Raw genomic sequence first — 14,735 nt, forward strand, 5'->3', positions numbered from 1 at the left:
ACCGACCGGAGGGCGGCACTCGTGACGACCGACCGCAGGCGCGCCGACGCGATGACCGCCGAAGGGGGCCCGGCATGAAGGATGTGCACCTCGTGGCCGTGCTCGCTCTCGACGGGGTCATTCCGTTCGACCTGTCGACGCCGATCGAGGTGTTCAGCCGGGTGCGGCTGGCCGACGGCGGCATCCCCTACCAGGTGCGGGTCTGCGCGCCCACCCCGTCGGTCGACGCCGGGGCGTTCCGTGTGCAGGCCTCATGGGGGCTCGACGTTCTTCTCGAAGCGGACACGATCATCCTGCCCGGCGTTGCCGATCCTCGGGTGGACGTACCCCTGGAGGTTGTCGATCACCTGCGGAAAGCCGCCTCCGGCGGGGCCCGGGTCGCCTCGATCTGTGCCGGAGCGTTCGTCCTGGCCGCCACCGGGCTCCTCGACGGACTGCGGGCCACCACCCATTGGCTGGCCGCCGACGAGCTCGCCGCCCGGTATCCGGAGATCGACGTCGACCCGGGCGTTCTCTACGTCGACAACGGCCAGTTCCTGACGTCGGCCGGGGCGGCTGCGGGCCTCGATCTGTGTCTGCATCTGATCAGGCGGGACCACGGATCGGCGGTCGCCGCCGACGCTGCCCGCCTGTCGGTGATGCCGCTGGAGCGCGAGGGCGGGCAGGCACAGTTCATCATCCCGTCGCCGCCGCCGACCCCGCGCGGAGCCGGGCTGGAGCCGCTGCTCCAGTGGATGCAGGACAACACCAGCGTTGATCTCACTCTGGGGGATCTGGCCACGCGCTCGGGCATGAGCGTCCGCACGCTGAACCGCCGCTTCCGTGAGCAGACCGGCACGACGCCGCTGCAATGGCTGCTACGAGCCCGGGTCCGCCGGGCCCAGCACCTGCTCGAAGCCACCGATCAGCCGGTCGAGTCGATCGCCGCGCGAGCCGGTTTCGGCTCACCGACCGCTTTCCGCGATCGCTTCAAACGCATCGTCGGCACCAGCCCGCACACTTACCGGGCCGCATTCCGCAGCCGCACCGACGCCGGCCCCGGAGAACCGCGGGTCACCGCCTGAGGCAGGCCGACGGGCGTCGGCACCAGCCGCAACCGCGACCGGCGGCGCGGTCGGGAGGTCGCGGCGCTGTACCCGTGAGGCAGGCCGGCGTGGGCGTCGAACATCAGCCGTGGACGCGACCGGCTGCGTGATCAAGGTCGCGACGCCGCCCCGGAGACGGGCCGGCGGGCGCCGACATCAGCCGTGGACGCGACCGGCTGTGCGGTCAGGGGCGCGGTGCTGTGCGGGTCCAGGCCCGCTCGCCCCTGCGGGTGGTCGCCGCCACGCAACGGGGACAGATGTAGCGGACCTCGTCGTCGGCGGTGATCACGTCGGTGGCCCGGAAGTCGAACCGTACGTGTGGGAAGCGCCGCAGCCGGGTGCGGCTCAGGGCGAGACCGCACAGGGTCTGGTTCATGCCCGGCGTCCAGGCGTGAACCTCTCCCCCGGGCTGGCGGACGCCGTCGTCGCCGGTGAGCTCACTGGACGCCGCGACGGCGGCGGAGCGTGGTCGGGCCATGGTCTCCTGGTTCCCCGCCACCGCGCACATAACCCGTTCGGGTACGGGTAAGCGAGCGCTCCGGCATACCGAGAGGACACGTGTGGGCCACACCGTTGTGAGACTTCCCGGCATGGTGCTCGGGATCGGCATGGGCGGTTTCGCCGATGGCATCCTGCTGCACCAGGTTCTGCAATGGCACCACCTGCTGACCAGCGAGTATCCCGCCGACACGGTGGACGGACTGCGGATGAACACGCTCGGGGACGGGCTGTTCCACACGGTCACCTGGCTGGCCGTGCTGACCGGGCTCGGCCTGCTCCACGCGCGGATGGGCACGGTTTCCGGGCGGCTGTGGCGGTCGCGGGACCTGTGGGGGTGGATGCTCGTCGGCTGGGGACTGTTCAATCTGGTCGAAGGGATCGTGGACCACCACCTGCTCGGCATCCACCACGTGCGCGGTGGCCCGTACCAACTGTGGTGGGATCTCGGTTTTCTGCTGTTGGGCGTGGTGCTGATCGTGGGCGGGTGGCTGCTGCAACGCGGCCGGCACGTGCATCAGGGCGGGCAGGACGAACCCGGGCGCGAGCATGCCGGGGATCGCCGGTGACGCACGGGCACCTTCCGGGCGGGGGCCTTCCGCTCCTGCTCGTGGCCGTCGCCATGATCGGTTACGAGGTCCTGGCGCTGCGGGTGGCCCGGTGGCCGCCGTGGCGGACCGTCTCGTTCGTGACCGGGTGCGCGCTGCTGGTCGTCGGTCTCACTCCGGCGGCGTTGCCGTGGGCGTCCGGCGACTTCCGGGGGCACATGCTGGCACATCTGCTGGTCGGCATGTTCGCCCCGATCGCGCTGGTCCTCGGTGCGCCGGTGACGTTGCTGCTGCGAACCGTGCCGCGCCGGGCCGGGCGCGTGATCGGCCGGCTGCTGCGGTCGCGGCCGGTGCATGCCGTCGCCCACCCGGTCGTGGCGCTGGTCCTCAACGTGGGCGGGCTTGTCGCGCTCTATCTGGTCCCGCTGCCGCCCATGCATCCGCTCGTCTCGTTGCATTTCCTGCTGTCCGGCTACCTGTTCGCGTGGGTGGTGGCCGGCCCGGATCCGGCGCCGCGACGGCCGTCGGCGCCGGCGCGGCTGGTCATGCTGGGGGTCGCGATCGCCGCCCACTCGATCCTCGCGCAGCTGCTCTACGCGGGGGTGCTCGTCGACGTGCCGGTGCCGCGGGAGCAGCGGGAGGGCGGCGCCGAGCTGATGTACTACGGCGGGGACATCGCCGAGTTGCTGCTCGCCGTCGCCCTCGTCACCGGCCGGCCGCGACGGGGCGCTCGTCAGGGGACGAAGACCGCCCGTACACAATCGTCGTCCTTGTCCTTGAACATGCGGTAGCCCTTCGGCGCCTCTTCCAGCGGCATCACATGCGTCGCCAGGTGCTCGGTGACCAGCTCGCCCGTGGCCATCCGATCGAGCAGCATCGGGATGTAGCGCTGCCCGTGCATCTGGGCGCCCCGTACGGTGAGGCCCTTGTTCATGAGTGCGCCCAGCGGGAACTTGTCGACGAACCCGGCGTAGACGCCGAGGACGAAGACGGAGCCACCCTTGCGGCAGGCGTGGATGGCTTCGCGGACCGCGACCGGACGGTCGGTCTGCAGCCGCAGCTGCTGCTTGAGCTGGTCGTAGGCGAACTGCGGGCCCGGCGAGTGCGCCTCCATGCCGACCGCCTCGATGCACACGTCCGGTCCCCGGCCGCCACTGCGTTCGCGCAGTTCACCGGCGACGTCGTCGTGCTCGTAGTTCAGCGTCTCGGCGCCGGCGTGCTGCCGCACCTGGGCCAGCCGGTTCTCCAGGCGGTCGATGACGATCACCCGGTCGGCGCCGAGCAGCACCGCGGCCCGGGCGGCCATCTGCCCGACCGCACCGGCACCCCACACCGCGACCACATCACCGGGTTTCACCCCGCCGAGGTCCGCGCCCATCCAGCCGGTGGACGCCGAGTCGGAGGCGAACAGCGCGCGCTCGTCACTGACCGCATCCGGGATCGCGAACGCTCCGACGTCGGCGAACGGCACCCGAATGTACTCGGCGTGACTGCCGGCGTTGCCGCCCATGGCGTGCGAGTATCCGAAGCAGCCGCTCGGCGCCTGCCCCCACAGCGTCTCGGTGATCGCCGGGTTGGTGTTGCCGTTGTCGCACAGCGAGAACAGCTTCTGGTCGCAGTACCAGCAGTTGCCGCACGAGATGAACGACGACACCACGACCCGGTCGCCGACACGGTGGTTGCGCACGTCAGGCCCGGTTTCGACGACCTCGCCGATGAACTCGTGGCCGAGGACGTCACCCTTCTCCATGAACGGGATGTACCCGCCGAGCAGGTGCAGGTCCGAGCCGCACGTGACGGTCCGGGTGACCTTGACGATGACGTCTCCGGGATTGCGCAGCTCCGGATCGGGGACGGTGCCGACGGCCAGCTTGTTCACACCCTGCCACTGCAGCGCCCTCACAGCAGACCCCCTTCACGCCCGTTCTGGGTGACCGTCTGCAACGGCCGGTTGAGCAGGGTCGGCACGGTCGTCGGCGGGCCGGAAGGCAACAGAACGTCACCGGCCTCCAGCAGCGAGCGGGTCTCCCGGAGGGCACGGCGCACCTCGCCCTCGGACACCGGGGAGTCGTCCGGGATCCGTACCGAGATCTCCGTCCCCCGCCCGCCCGGCGCCTCCGCCAGCCGGATCTCCACACCCTCGATGATCTCTTTCAGTGATCCAGGAAGCTGCGTGACCTCCAGTTCGGACAGTGGCCGGTACACCGTGATCACGTGGCGGCGCCGCGGCGGACCCGAACGGCCTCGGCGTCTGACGGCGACCGCCGCGGCCCCGGCCGCCAGCGGCCCGGCGATCAACAGAAGCTTCCCGGTTCGATTCATTCTCGCCGCATACCACTCCCCCGGCGATCTAAACGGCGGTGGTACGGACCAGGCCGTCACCAACGGCAACCATCAGTCCCGTAGCCACCACGCGAGCGCCTGCCGCCTCCCGGCCGCGGCGCGACCGCCGGGCTGAAGCCGGACATGACGCGGCCACCGCCACGGGTGTGGCGGTGGCCGCGCTGGGGGGCCGGGTCAGCCGAAGATCGAGGCAGCCCACTCGGGGTGGTCGATGAACGGGTTCCGGTTGTGCTGGTACGTGGCGTAGATGAGCTGGTTGCGGGCCTTCTCCGCGCTGTCCGGCGGGTCGGCGTTGTGCCAGGCGATCAGGGTGGAGAGCTTGCCGGTGTACGGGACGCTGCCGTTGCCGGTGACGTTGTTGACCTCGAGGTCGGCGAACCCGTCGTCGCCGGAGTAGCGGACCGCCATGTAGAAGAGCATCCGGGCCACGTCGCCCTTGACGGCGGCGCGCGGCTCCCACGAGTCGGAGTCGGAGTAGTTGCCGGAGGCGCCGGAGACCGCGCTGCCACCGTTGTCGAAGTCGAGGTTGCCGCGGAGCGCGTTGACCGTGACGTCCTCGGGACGCAGGTGGTGCAGGTCGGTGCCGGGTCCGGCGCCGGTGCCGAAGTCGCCGTGTGACTGGGGCCAGACGTGTTCGCGGTTCCAGTTGCCGGAGCTGCCGCCGTTGAGGGTCTTGGAACGGCTGATCCCCGAGTAGAACAGTTTGACGTTCGACGAGTTCGACGGGTCCTGGTCGGTGACCTTGAGGGCGTTCCAGACACCGTCGTACGACAGCTTCGTCGTGCCGCTGGACGTGATGGTGTGCAGCGCCGACTTGAGGCTGGAACCCGACTTGCCGAGCGCCGAGGCGTAGTAGGTGTCCGTGGTGCTGGACGCCGTCGGGGAGGCGGTGGCCGTGGCCGTGGCCGTGGCGGTCGGGCTGGTGGTGGAGCCGGTGCCGAGGCTCATCGCGGTCGGCGACTTGAGGCCGGCGTGCGAGAAGTACGCCGTGAGCGTCCCGGTGACGGTGAGCTTCTTGCCGATCAGCGTCGGGTTGGTGAGCAGGCCGAACGACGCCCGGTAGGAGGTGGTGATCTGGACGTACAGCATGCTGCCGGTGCTGGTCGTCGAGGCGCTGTCGGCGATGGCCAGAGCGGTGTCGCCGGTGAAGCCGCTGAACCGGACCGTGTTCGTGGCGGTGGGCTCCCCGACGACGTAGCCGCTGACCGTGGCACTCGCGCCGGTCTGGCCGCTGATCGCCTGGGCGACGGTCAGGGTGGCGGCGGCCGCGGGCTGGGGGAATCCGAAGACGGTGATGGTCGCGACGAGGATGCCGGTGAGAGCGGGGACCATCAGCGCCACGATGCGCCGATGTCGAGTTACGGGACCGGGCATGGGGGGCTCCGTTCGCCGAGCTGTATAGACAGGCTTCAGTGTGGGCGAACCGGCCCCGAGGGGTCTCATACCACTTCGGTCATACGCGGGCCGTCGCAGATCGGGTCGCTGTTCCCGATCCTGAACAACCCGGCCAAGCGGCACCGGCAGCCGGGTTCACGGCGGAGCAGTTCCACTACGCGTTCCAGAGCGGCGGCGAGCAACTCGGGAACCAGCCAGCACCGCATGTACCGGTGGCAGGTCGGCGACGCCGGGTCGAAGGCGCGCGCCAGTACGGCGTACGCCATCGGGGTGCGGCCGTTCACCGTCGAGGAGTCGGTGCGGCTTCCCGGCCCGCCTGGTCGATGGCCGGGCTGGCCGAGCGACTGACCGACGGCGACCGCCGGCCCTCTACGCCCGGTCACTCACCGGCGGCGACCAGCTCCCACCACGGTGACAGCGCCTCGCCCCCGACGTCGACCCGCAGGAGAACCCGGTCGATCCAGTGGGGCGAACACGAGGCCGAACGGCCCAGGAGGCCTCATGGCCTGATGAAGGACAGCAGCGCGTCGGCGGTGAAGGCGGCGCCCCGATCGGTCATGTGCACCAGGTCGTCGCAGTAGAGGCCGTGCGTGTTGTCCGACGAGGGCGACGGCTGGCGGGCCGCGAGGTCGAAGTAGGCGACCCCGCTCGCGCCGCCCGGACCGCCGGTGTCCTCGGCCGCGATCTCCCGCCAGGCCTCGGTGAAGCGGGTGTAATCCTGGATCCGGCGATCGGCGCCGACCCGCGGCGTGCCGTAGACGACGAACGACGGATCGGTGTCGGTGTTCTCCCGGACCGTCGCGATGATCGTCATGAGGTGCCGTTTCATCTCCGCGGCGGGCACCCCGATCCGCCAGTCGTTGATGCCCAACTGCAGGATCACCAGGTGCGGCCGGATCGACCGCAGCCGGGGCGCCCAGGCCTCCGCACGGGAGGCGAAGTCGCCGCTGGTCCGGCCGCCGTGGCCGCCGTTGAAGACCTGGATCCCCTTCTCCTCGTCACCGTCGAAGGTCGCGAACCCGTGGATGCGGCCCGGCCCGCGCACCGTGACGGTGTCACCGTTCACCACGATCTCCGGGGCGCCGTCGTGCCACACCTGCACACTGGTGCCGCTGAACCGGTAGGTCAGGCTCTCCTCCGGCCCGGCCAGGTCGACCGCCTTGAGACCCCACCCGGCCGTGTTCACCGTGGTCCCGCCGCCGGTCACCGGCCACCAGCGCGGCGTGCCCCAGGCAGCCACGTAGTTGTCCCCGCCGGGCGCACCGGCCACCGGGAACGCGGTCCGCAGATTCTCGGTCAGCGCCGACACGTAGCCGCGACCGGGACCGGACGCGCCCACACCCTCACTGCTGGACGAGCCCAGGACGGCCACCACGGCCGGCGCGTACCGCCGGTTCGCCAGCGCGGCATGCCAGCTGAGCAGCGGTAACGCGGCCGCCGCCGAGGACGCGCTGGCCGGGCCGGACGCCGCGGCGCTCACCGCGACACCGGTGGCCAGCAGGCCTCCCGCTCTCATGAAGGTGCGTCGATTCGTCACGTGTCCCCCGATACGTCGTCTTCATTATTGAGTGGATCGGCGCGACCTTCGCCCGTCATTCATGCCCGGCGATCGTAGGAGTGCCGCGCCACGGCGCCCGAATCTGTCGTAGGGGGCCGCTAGGTTGTCCGCCATGGTGAGCCTGTCGCAGTGGGAGTCGTGGATTCGTGCCGGTGACGGCGGCCGGGTGACCGCCGCCCTGGTGGGGCTCGACGAGCCGTCCCGGCGGGCCCTGGCCGCCCCGGCCAAGGGCATCCACCTGCACTGGTCAGACCCCGAGATTCAGCGGCTCGCCCACGGTGACTACTCGCAGCAAACGGCGTTCGCCCAGAAGCGGGAGGGGGCGTTGAGGGTGCTCGGCGCGGCGTGTCTGCCCCGCGCCGCCGACGTCGTCACCTGGCTGCGCTCCGACCGGTTCTGGCACGCGCCGACGCCGGAGACCATCGAGGCCGTCGTGCGGGTCCTCCGGCTACCCGGGCGGCCGTCGCTCCCCGCGATCGCCCGTGCCCTGGCCGACAGGATGCGTCCCGCCCAGGCCGACGTGCAGTGGCCGATGGTCGAGCGGCTCCTCGCCGAGGCCGGGCTGCCGGCACCGGCCACCGAGGCCACGCTGCGCGGCTGGATGCGCCGCGTCGGTGCCGATCGCTACCGCAAGGACCTGGCCGACCTGCTCCGCGCCGACGCCCACCTGGAGTCGATGCTGCCGCACGTCTTCACCATCCCGCTGCTCGGCCGAGAGCTCGACGAGGAGTGGACGAAGGCGCTGACCAGACTGGCCGCCGACGGTGTCCTCGACCGGCAGGCCCTGCTCGACGGCTGCGTGCTGCGCCTGCACGCCGGCGACCGGACCGGCTCGCTGCGCCGCATGGTCGTCCTGCACCGTCTCCTCGACCCGACCGCCGAAGAGTTCGCGGCCCGTCGCGGTGAGTACTCAGGCATGCTCTCCAGCGCCGACTCCACGGTCGCTGAGCTGGCCCTGCGCGGTCTGCGCCTGGCCGACGACGCCGGCCTGGTGGAGCCCGAGACGGTCGCCGAGGCCGCCTGGGCGGTCCTTCCCCGAAAGGAGAAGAAGCTGGTCCGGGCCCAGATCGACTGGCTGAGCGCGGCCCTCACCCGTAAACCGGACGCGCTGCTTCTCGAGGCGCTGCTCACCGGCCTGGCCAGCCCGGCCGCCGATCTGGCCGAGCGGGCCCTGAAAACGGCCGGACAGCACCTGCCCACCTTCGGGCCGTCCGCTGTGGACCTCCTCACGGCCGCCTCGGCCTCCCTGCAGGGCGACGTCCGTCGACAGGCCGACGCCCTGATCGCCGCCTCCCGGCACGGCGACGTCGGTCGACAGCTCGACGCCTTGACCACCACCGCCTCCTGGCACGGTGACGTCCGTCGGCAGGCCGACGCCTTGACCACCGGCGCTTCCCGACACGGTGACGTCCGTCGGCAGCCTGACGCCTTGGCCGCCGCCGCGGGGATCTCGGTCGTCGGTCCTGAGCGCGGGTCGGGGCAGGCTGAGCCGCCGCCCGTGGTGACGGCGCTCATGCCCGCGCCGATCGCCTCGATTCCCGAGTTGGCCGCGGAGGCCAAGCACTTCCTTCAGGAGGGCGACGACCCGATCCGCTTCGAGCTGATCCTCGATGCTCTGGTCCGGTTCGCGGCCGTCGACCGTCCGGCTCTGGCCCGGGCACTGGAACCGATCGTCCCGCGGTGGGATTCGGCATTCGCGAACATGCTGCGCGCCGTCGTCACCGGTGTCGCAGCCAAGTGGATCCCGGCACCGTGGGAGCGCAGGGCCGGCCCGCCGTTCTGGATGACGGTCCGCCGCATGGAGGAGCTGGCCGAGCAGATGTCCGCAACCCCGCCGCCGGCTCTGCTGGCCACACCCGCCACCGTCGGCGGTCACGTCGACCCGGCGCGGGTGCTGCGCCTGCTCGGCGAGGGTTGCGAGCCCGGGCCCCACGATCTGTCCCAGGCCATGCTGCGCCTGCCCCGGGAGATCGACCCCGCGATCCGGGCAGCGGCCGCCCGCCTGACCTCCCCGGCCGGCCGCGTCTTCGCCGAGTTCCTGGAGTCCGGCGGTGTGCCCGACCCGGCCGTGGTCACCCTCGATCCGGGCCGCCCCTGCCCGCACCGGCCCCGGGATCGTTGCTCCTGCGCTTCCCGGACTCGTCGCCGGGTCGTGGCCTTCGACGCGCTGCCGACGAACCTGACCGTTCAGCCCTACCTGCTGGTCCAGCCGGCCGAGTTCGCCGCGGACCGGGCACACGACTACAGCTGGGAGAGCATGTCCGGTTGGCCGCTGATGTTCCCGAGTCACCGGGAGATCGCCGCCGCGCACATGCAGCCCCGGCTCATCAAGGCATCCGAAGGTAAGGGCGCCGCCAGCGACATCACCGCCCTACCGACGCTGGCCGCATGCGACGGCCCGTTCGGCCCGGCCATGGCCCTCTGTCTCGCCTACGGCATGAGCGCCGGCCGCCCCGAGGGCCGCCTGGCGACCAGCGACGCCTTCGTGGACCTGGCCGCACGTGGCATCCTCGACGGCACGCTGGTCGGGCGCGAGCTCGCCGCACTGCACAGGGCCAACGCCCTGGTCCTGAAACGGGTGACGGAGACCCTCGGCCAGATCCTCCAGGCGGGCGCCGCGGCCCCGGTGTGGGCGGCGCTCCGGGAGCTCCTGCCGACGGTCCTCTCCGACCCGAGACCCGCGATCGGCACCCCCGACCTGCTGCTGGTCGCCGAGTCCGCGGCCGCTGCGGTCGGCGCCCACGACGACATCCCCGAAGTGTCCACCCTGGCCACACGCACCCCGCGCAACCGCGTGACGACCGAGGCCGCCCGCCTGCATCGCACCCTGACCGGAAACCGCCCAGCCGGTTGAGAGGCCGTTCGCCCACACCGCACCCCTGGCCAGGCCACCCCACCGGTCGAGAGGCCTCCGCACACATCCCGGTCAGCCGGCAATCCGGTCGGGAGGCCGCACGTCCACATCCCGCCCCGACCGAAGCCACCCACCCAACCGGGCCGACCACCTATCCACGGCCCACCCACCCAGCCGGGGCCCGCCACCCGGCTGAGGCCGCCCATCCATCCGACCCGCCCATCCATCCGGGGCCGCCCACCCAACCGGGGCCAACCACCCAACCGGGGCCAACCAGCCGGCTGAGGCCGCCCACCATCCAGGGCTGGCCACCCATCAGGGCCACCCACTCTGCCGGGGGCCAACCACCCCGCCGCGGCCGGCCTTCCTCATCGCATCCTGACCAGAGCCGCGAGCGGTCTCGCGGCAACGTCCGGGCGTCGGCGTGGCCGAGCGCAACTGCCAGACTGGGAGGATGACTGACCTGGACGAGGCTGTCGGCCACTGGGACGAAGGGCCGTTCGCCTACGGAGCCATGGAAGCGACCGAATTGGTCATACTGCCTGACGGGACCGGGTGGGGTCTGTGGGCCAACGTGGCGGGTGGCCAGGAGCTGACCGAGTTCGGCTGGCGCCGGCTGGGTCCCGGCCGGCTGGGCATCACGTCGACACTGACGGCCTCGGGCACCTGGGATTCCTCGCGCCCCGACCAGGTGATCTGCGACGAGCCCCCGCGACCGGCCGACGAGCACCTCGAATTCGGATACCGATTGACGACCGAGGTCCCACCGCTCGGCGACGGGCCGGTCCTGTCGCTGACTCTGGACGCACCGTTCATGTTCGCGGAGCGGTTCGCCCTGGTCCGACGCGACGTCTCGGCGGCGGACCGCCCCACCGTGGTGACCGCCTAACCCCACGGCTGGGCGACGTCTGACCTGGGCAACGGTCCGAGTCCCGACGCCACCTGAACCGGGAATCCACCGGATCGGGCGTCGTCCGCGTCGACCATCGCCCGGATCCAGCCGGCGCCGCCTCCGGATGAGGCGACGCCCGCTCGGACGAGAGCGGTGGCGATGGCGGTGGCGGCGGCGGTAGCGGTAGCGGCGGCGGCGGCGGCGGTGCCGGTGGCGGTAGCGGCGGCGGCGATGCCGGTGGCGGTAGCGGTAGCGGTAGCGGTAGCGGCGGCGGTGCCGGTGCCAGTGCCGGTGGCGGTAGCGGTAGCGGCGGCGGTGCCGGTGCCAGTGCCAGTGCCGGTGGCGGTAGCGGTAGCGGCGGCGGTGCCAGTGCCAGTGCCAGTGCCGGTAGCGGTAGCGGCGGCGGTGCCGGTAGCGGTAGCGGTAGCGGTAGCGGTGACGGTTGCCGGCGCCGGCGACGGTGACGGTGACGGTGACGGTGAGCGGGCACGGAGTCCCGCCCACCGTCCCGTGGGTTATCGGGTGAAGGCCTGGAACTCGGCGATTCGCACGTTCAGCGCCTGCGGGCTAGCCGTGGCGCAGTCGGTGTTGGCGCGCGGGTCCTGGTCCTGTTCGCCGGCGTAGTCGGGGCCGCCGGTGCACTGGTTGGTGACGGTCTCGATGCGAAGGTGGGTGGCGGTGACGTCCGGGATGTCGAAGGACCTCACGATCAGTTCCGGGGCCCGGGGGCGCGGGGAACCGGACGGGAAGGCGTCCCGGCGGCTGGTGTAGACCGTCTTGAAGTCGGCCGGGGCCGAGCACGTGACGGTCGCCGTGGCCGTGCAGGCCAGGACCTTGAACTGGCGCAGCGCCGAATAGCGGCTCTGCGCGCCGGCGTCGACGTCGCCGGTGATGGCCGGGCGCAGCAGGGCGCTCACCTGCACGCGCCGGACCCGCTGCGCGTCGCCGGCCAGGTCGACGGTGACGCCCTTGCCGGCGACCGCGCTGCCGACGGACGCCCAGTTGGTGGCCTCGTCGTCGTCGACGAGCCGGACCTGGTTGACGCCGTCACCGGCGGCGGTCGCGCCGTTGGCCGCCGACGCGACGTTGCGCGGCAGCTTCACGGTCAGGGTGGCGGACTTGCCGGACTTGAACCACTGCGGCGACACACGGGCGTGACCGTGGCCGGGGGCCTGCGCGACGAACGCGTACGACCCGGAGACCAGGTTGACCGTGTCGGGCAGGGCGGTCGCCGGGTCGGTGTCGGCGACCGCGACGGCCCGCGCCTGGTAGTCGCCCACGTAGAGCTTCGCGCCCGCGACCGGCTTGCCGTGCTCGTCGACCGGGCGGAACTTGACCGTGGCCTCGGTGGCGTGCGGCGAGCTGAAGCTGGGCGTCGGGTCGGCGTCGGCGGCGCCGTTGCTGGCCGCGCCCTCACCGAGACCACGCTTGGCGAACGCGTTCCAGATGATGTCCTGGTTGGCGCCACCGAAGCGGACCCGGTCGGCGCCGAGCAGCGCGTCACGGGCGTCGACCTGGCTGTTGGCGCTGTTGGCCAGGAGCAGGAACGAGTCGAAGACCAGCTGGATCCAGCGCCGGTTGCCGGGGCACGACGTGACCGGCTTCTTACCGAGGGCGCAGGCCTTCTGCAGGGAGTCGGAGCCGTAGCCGTACCGCTTGATGAACGCGGACCGGACGTCGTAGTTGGTGGCGCTCCACACCTCGCCGGAGGCGTGCACCTGCAGGCCGACGAAGTCGTAGTCGACGGAGCTGTAGTTGAGCCGGTTGTTGCTCATGTTGTAGTTGCGGATGCCGGCGACCGAGTCGCTGGTCACGTACTCGCCGACGGTGAAGCCGCGGGCACCCTTCGGGGCGTAGCCGTTCTCCGCGAGGTACTCGACGGCGAGCAGGTCGGACCAGCTCTCGCTCATGCCCTGCGGGGAGCTGAGGCCGCCGTTCGGGCCGGCGATCATGCGGTTGGTGATGGCGTGGGTGTACTCGTGGCCGATGACCGACATGTCGTAGTCGCCGTCGGCACACGCGCCGTAGAACGCGCCGGCGATCGGCTGCCACAGGTACATGTTGGTGATCGGCGCCTGCCCGTCCGGCGGGGTGATCTGGTTGGCGTTGTTACGGGCCGCGAAGTCCGGCGGGCCGCCCGTGATGCCACCGGCCTGCGCGTTGCCCTGCTCCGGGTCGCCGCCGTCCTTCTCCATGTTCCAGGTGGCCTCGGTGAAGCCGAGAAGGTACGACCAGTCGTGCATCCGGTTGTGCTGGACGAACAGGTTGGCCCGGGCCGCGTCGATGTCGTTGCGGGCCGGCGTGTCGAAGACCGTCGGCGCGCACTGCTCCCGGTGCCACTGGTTGGTCCACGGGTAGGTGTAGTCGCGCGTGGGGCTGGGCGTGGCCAGTTCGGTACCGACCGTGAACGCGTCGTTGGACAGCCAGTTGTGCACCGCGAACGAGTTGTTGCCGCTGGTGGTGTTGGTGGACGTGCCGGTGGCCGGGTCGACGTCCCACGCCTGCGGGGAGGCCGGGCCGGCGACTGCCTCGTCACAACCGCGCGCCCGGACCCAGCAGAAGGTCTCCCGGGTGTCGCGTGACGAGTAGTCGGTTCGCGGCGAGTTCGGGAAGACGTCCCACTTGGGGTTGTCGGAGTCGTGGTCGACGATGTCCTCGCGGACCAGGATGCTGCCGTCGCGGGCGTCCACCCAGGTGGTGTACGCCTCGGGCTCGGCGCTGCTCAGACCGGATCCGAAGGCGACCTGGTACGCGGCACGCGCGCCCTGGTCCGGGGTGGGCACGGCGACCAGCTTGGTGCCGAGCGAGGTGGGGTCGCTGATGCCGGCGTTCTCGGCGGCGATGCGCTCGGCGTCGGCCGCGGTCAGGGTGGCGGGCTGCGGTGCGGAGGCGTCACGGGCGAGCGAGGAGCTCACATACCAGACCTTGCCGTCGCGCAGACCCACCGAGAGCAGGCCGTCACGGCCCGCTTCGAGCTCGCCGAACTTCTGCCGGAGCAGGACGATGCTGCCCTCGCCGGCCTGCTGGGTGGTCAGGACCTCGAGGGACTCGGCGGCGGCCGCGGTGATGCCGAGGACGTCACGGTTGCCGTCGACGTAGGCACGCGCCGCGGCCACCGGGTCGGCCGGGAGCCCGGCGGCCAGCGGCTCGGCGCTCACGGCGGTGAGGCTGGCCGGGGTACCGAAGACGTTCCACCGGGCGGAGGCGCTCGCCTCGGCGGCGAGGGTGCGCTGCGCCGAGGTGGGCGCTACCTTGCCTTTACGGTTGTCGATGATGTCGGCGTGGTCGTTGTCGCCGTGCAATTCCGGGGTCCCGGCCGATGGAGCCGGCGTGGTTGGGGCCGCACTGCTCCCCGCCCCTGGGGCGAGAACGAGCGCGGCCGCGACGAATACTGTGGTGGTGGCCGCCATCGCACGGGATGGTGTGCGCACGGAACCTCCTCTATGGACGGTCGTTACCGGTCTTCTAGGATCCGATCGCACGAACGCATGATCACGGGATGGGCCGAACGTCCATAATCGAGATGTTTCAATCAAATCCTCATCGATGCCTCCCGGGCCGG

The 14,735-nt window shown here is 71.6% G+C and carries 12 protein-coding genes; 6 read left to right on the forward strand and 6 right to left on the reverse strand.

What is annotated here, in order from left to right; translation table 11 throughout:
• Positions 1–74: 74 nt before the first annotated feature.
• Positions 75–1,064 (forward strand): GlxA family transcriptional regulator, encoded by a 990-nt coding sequence (locus ACQPZW_RS32830; protein WP_433789892.1) that lies wholly within the window; start codon positions 75–77, stop codon positions 1,062–1,064.
• 205 nt (positions 1,065–1,269) lie between these two features.
• Here the strand turns inward: ACQPZW_RS32830 and ACQPZW_RS32835 are convergent, their stop codons facing one another.
• Positions 1,270–1,563 carry a hypothetical protein gene (locus ACQPZW_RS32835; RefSeq protein ID WP_433789893.1) on the reverse strand — a complete coding sequence of 98 codons (294 nt, stop codon included), beginning with the start codon at positions 1,561–1,563 and terminating at the stop codon, positions 1,270–1,272.
• 112 nt (positions 1,564–1,675) lie between these two features.
• Here ACQPZW_RS32835 and ACQPZW_RS32840 point away from each other — a divergent pair, with 112 nt between their 5' ends.
• Entirely contained in the window at positions 1,676–2,152 is a 477-nt protein-coding gene (locus tag ACQPZW_RS32840) for a DUF2243 domain-containing protein (RefSeq protein WP_433789894.1), read from the forward strand.
• Positions 2,149–2,922: a cytochrome c oxidase assembly protein gene (locus ACQPZW_RS32845; protein ID WP_433789895.1), complete on the forward strand. Its 774-nt coding sequence runs from the start codon at positions 2,149–2,151 to the stop codon at positions 2,920–2,922. The genes ACQPZW_RS32840 and ACQPZW_RS32845 overlap by 4 nt, the downstream gene beginning before the upstream one ends.
• Here the strand turns inward: ACQPZW_RS32845 and ACQPZW_RS32850 are convergent.
• From ACQPZW_RS32850 to ACQPZW_RS32860, 3 genes are all read right to left on the reverse strand, one after another.
• Entirely contained in the window at positions 2,865–4,034 is a 1,170-nt protein-coding gene (locus tag ACQPZW_RS32850) for a zinc-dependent alcohol dehydrogenase (RefSeq protein ID WP_433789896.1), read from the reverse strand. The genes ACQPZW_RS32845 and ACQPZW_RS32850 overlap by 58 nt on opposite strands.
• Positions 4,031–4,453 carry a hypothetical protein gene (locus ACQPZW_RS32855; RefSeq protein ID WP_433789897.1) on the reverse strand — a complete coding sequence of 141 codons (423 nt, stop codon included), beginning with the start codon at positions 4,451–4,453 and terminating at the stop codon, positions 4,031–4,033. The genes ACQPZW_RS32850 and ACQPZW_RS32855 overlap by 4 nt, the downstream gene beginning before the upstream one ends.
• A gap of 195 nt (positions 4,454–4,648) precedes the next feature.
• Complete coding sequence (locus ACQPZW_RS32860; RefSeq protein WP_433789898.1) at positions 4,649–5,806, reverse strand: endonuclease; 1,158 nt, start codon at positions 5,804–5,806, stop codon at positions 4,649–4,651.
• 267 nt (positions 5,807–6,073) lie between these two features.
• Here ACQPZW_RS32860 and ACQPZW_RS32865 point away from each other — a divergent pair, with 267 nt between their 5' ends.
• Positions 6,074–6,217 carry a hypothetical protein gene (locus ACQPZW_RS32865; protein WP_433789899.1) on the forward strand — a complete coding sequence of 48 codons (144 nt, stop codon included), beginning with the start codon at positions 6,074–6,076 and terminating at the stop codon, positions 6,215–6,217.
• A 151-nt stretch (positions 6,218–6,368) separates the two neighbouring features.
• Here the strand turns inward: ACQPZW_RS32865 and ACQPZW_RS32870 are convergent, their stop codons facing one another.
• On the reverse strand, positions 6,369–7,406 hold the full coding sequence (locus ACQPZW_RS32870; protein ID WP_433789900.1) for an SGNH/GDSL hydrolase family protein: 1,038 nt from the start codon (positions 7,404–7,406) through the stop codon (positions 6,369–6,371).
• Between the two features lie 133 nt (positions 7,407–7,539).
• On the opposite strand from ACQPZW_RS32870, the gene ACQPZW_RS32875 reads away from it, so the two are divergent.
• Both ACQPZW_RS32875 and ACQPZW_RS32880 read left to right on the forward strand, forming a co-directional pair.
• Entirely contained in the window at positions 7,540–10,281 is a 2,742-nt protein-coding gene (locus tag ACQPZW_RS32875) for a DUF6493 family protein (RefSeq protein WP_433789901.1), read from the forward strand.
• A gap of 454 nt (positions 10,282–10,735) precedes the next feature.
• Positions 10,736–11,170, forward strand: coding sequence for a hypothetical protein (locus tag ACQPZW_RS32880; protein WP_433789902.1), 435 nt, complete (start codon positions 10,736–10,738; stop codon positions 11,168–11,170).
• Between the two features lie 518 nt (positions 11,171–11,688).
• On the opposite strand, the gene ACQPZW_RS32885 is transcribed toward ACQPZW_RS32880, so the two are convergent.
• A complete protein-coding gene (locus tag ACQPZW_RS32885) occupies positions 11,689–14,604 on the reverse strand; it encodes a M36 family metallopeptidase (protein WP_433789903.1) in 2,916 nt (971 codons plus the stop codon).
• Between the last annotated feature and the right edge of the window lie 131 nt (positions 14,605–14,735).

The organism is Actinoplanes sp. CA-252034 (genome assembly GCF_050956125.1).
Taxonomy (GTDB): Bacteria; Actinomycetota; Actinomycetes; order Mycobacteriales; family Micromonosporaceae; genus Actinoplanes.